General features: G+C 64.4%; 1 protein-coding gene. It reads right to left on the bottom strand.

What is annotated here, in order from left to right; all coding sequences use genetic code 11:
• Positions 1-94 precede the first annotated feature (94 nt).
• Positions 95-652, bottom strand: a 558-nt coding sequence (locus tag OCW50_RS33125) for an outer membrane protein (protein ID WP_262300409.1), incomplete at its 5' end; no start/stop codon positions are given.

Below are 652 nucleotides of genomic sequence, written 5' to 3'. Positions count from 1 at the left end.
ACAACAAGGCCCGGGGTGACCCGGGCCTGATGGAACTCCAAAACAACAAGGCCCGGGGTGACCCGGGCCTTGTCTGTCTCCGTGGAGACGGATCTTAGTAGGTGCCGAAGCGGAAGTTCAGGCCGGCGCGGACCACACCGAACTCAGCGTCGTTGTCGATGTTGAAGATGCTGTTGTTGTCCTGGTCGAGGTTGACGTACAGGCCTTCGACCTTGGCCGACAGGTTGTTGGTGAAGGCGTACTCGAGACCACCACCGACGGTCCAGCCCGTGGCGTCGTCCGCGAAGGCGAAACCACCGGTGGCGTAGATCAGGGCGCGGTCGAAGGCCACACCGGCGCGGGCGCGCACGGTGCCGAACCAGTCGCTGTTGTTGAAGTCGCCGTCGAGGATGCCGTCGCCGTTGAAGTCGAAGCGGTCGTCGCCGCCGAAGTCGGCGTACTGGATGTCGCCTTCGAGACCGACCACGAACGAGCCGATCTGGTAGTTGTAGCCAGCCTGGGCGCCGCCGACGAAGCCGCCGTCGTCATCCAGGTCGAAGCGCAGGCCGCCGACCGTGATCGAGTCGTTCGTGTTCCAGCCGTAGCCGGCGTTCACACCCACGTAGAAGCCCGTCCAGGTGAACACCGGAACAGCAGCAACGATCGGAGCCGG

It is taken from the genome of Microvirga sesbaniae (genome assembly GCF_025460805.1).
Classification (GTDB): Bacteria; Pseudomonadota; Alphaproteobacteria; order Rhizobiales; family Beijerinckiaceae; genus Microvirga; species Microvirga sesbaniae.
The sequence above is the reverse complement of the archived record's forward strand: the minus strand, read 5'-3'. Positions and strand labels throughout refer to the sequence as shown.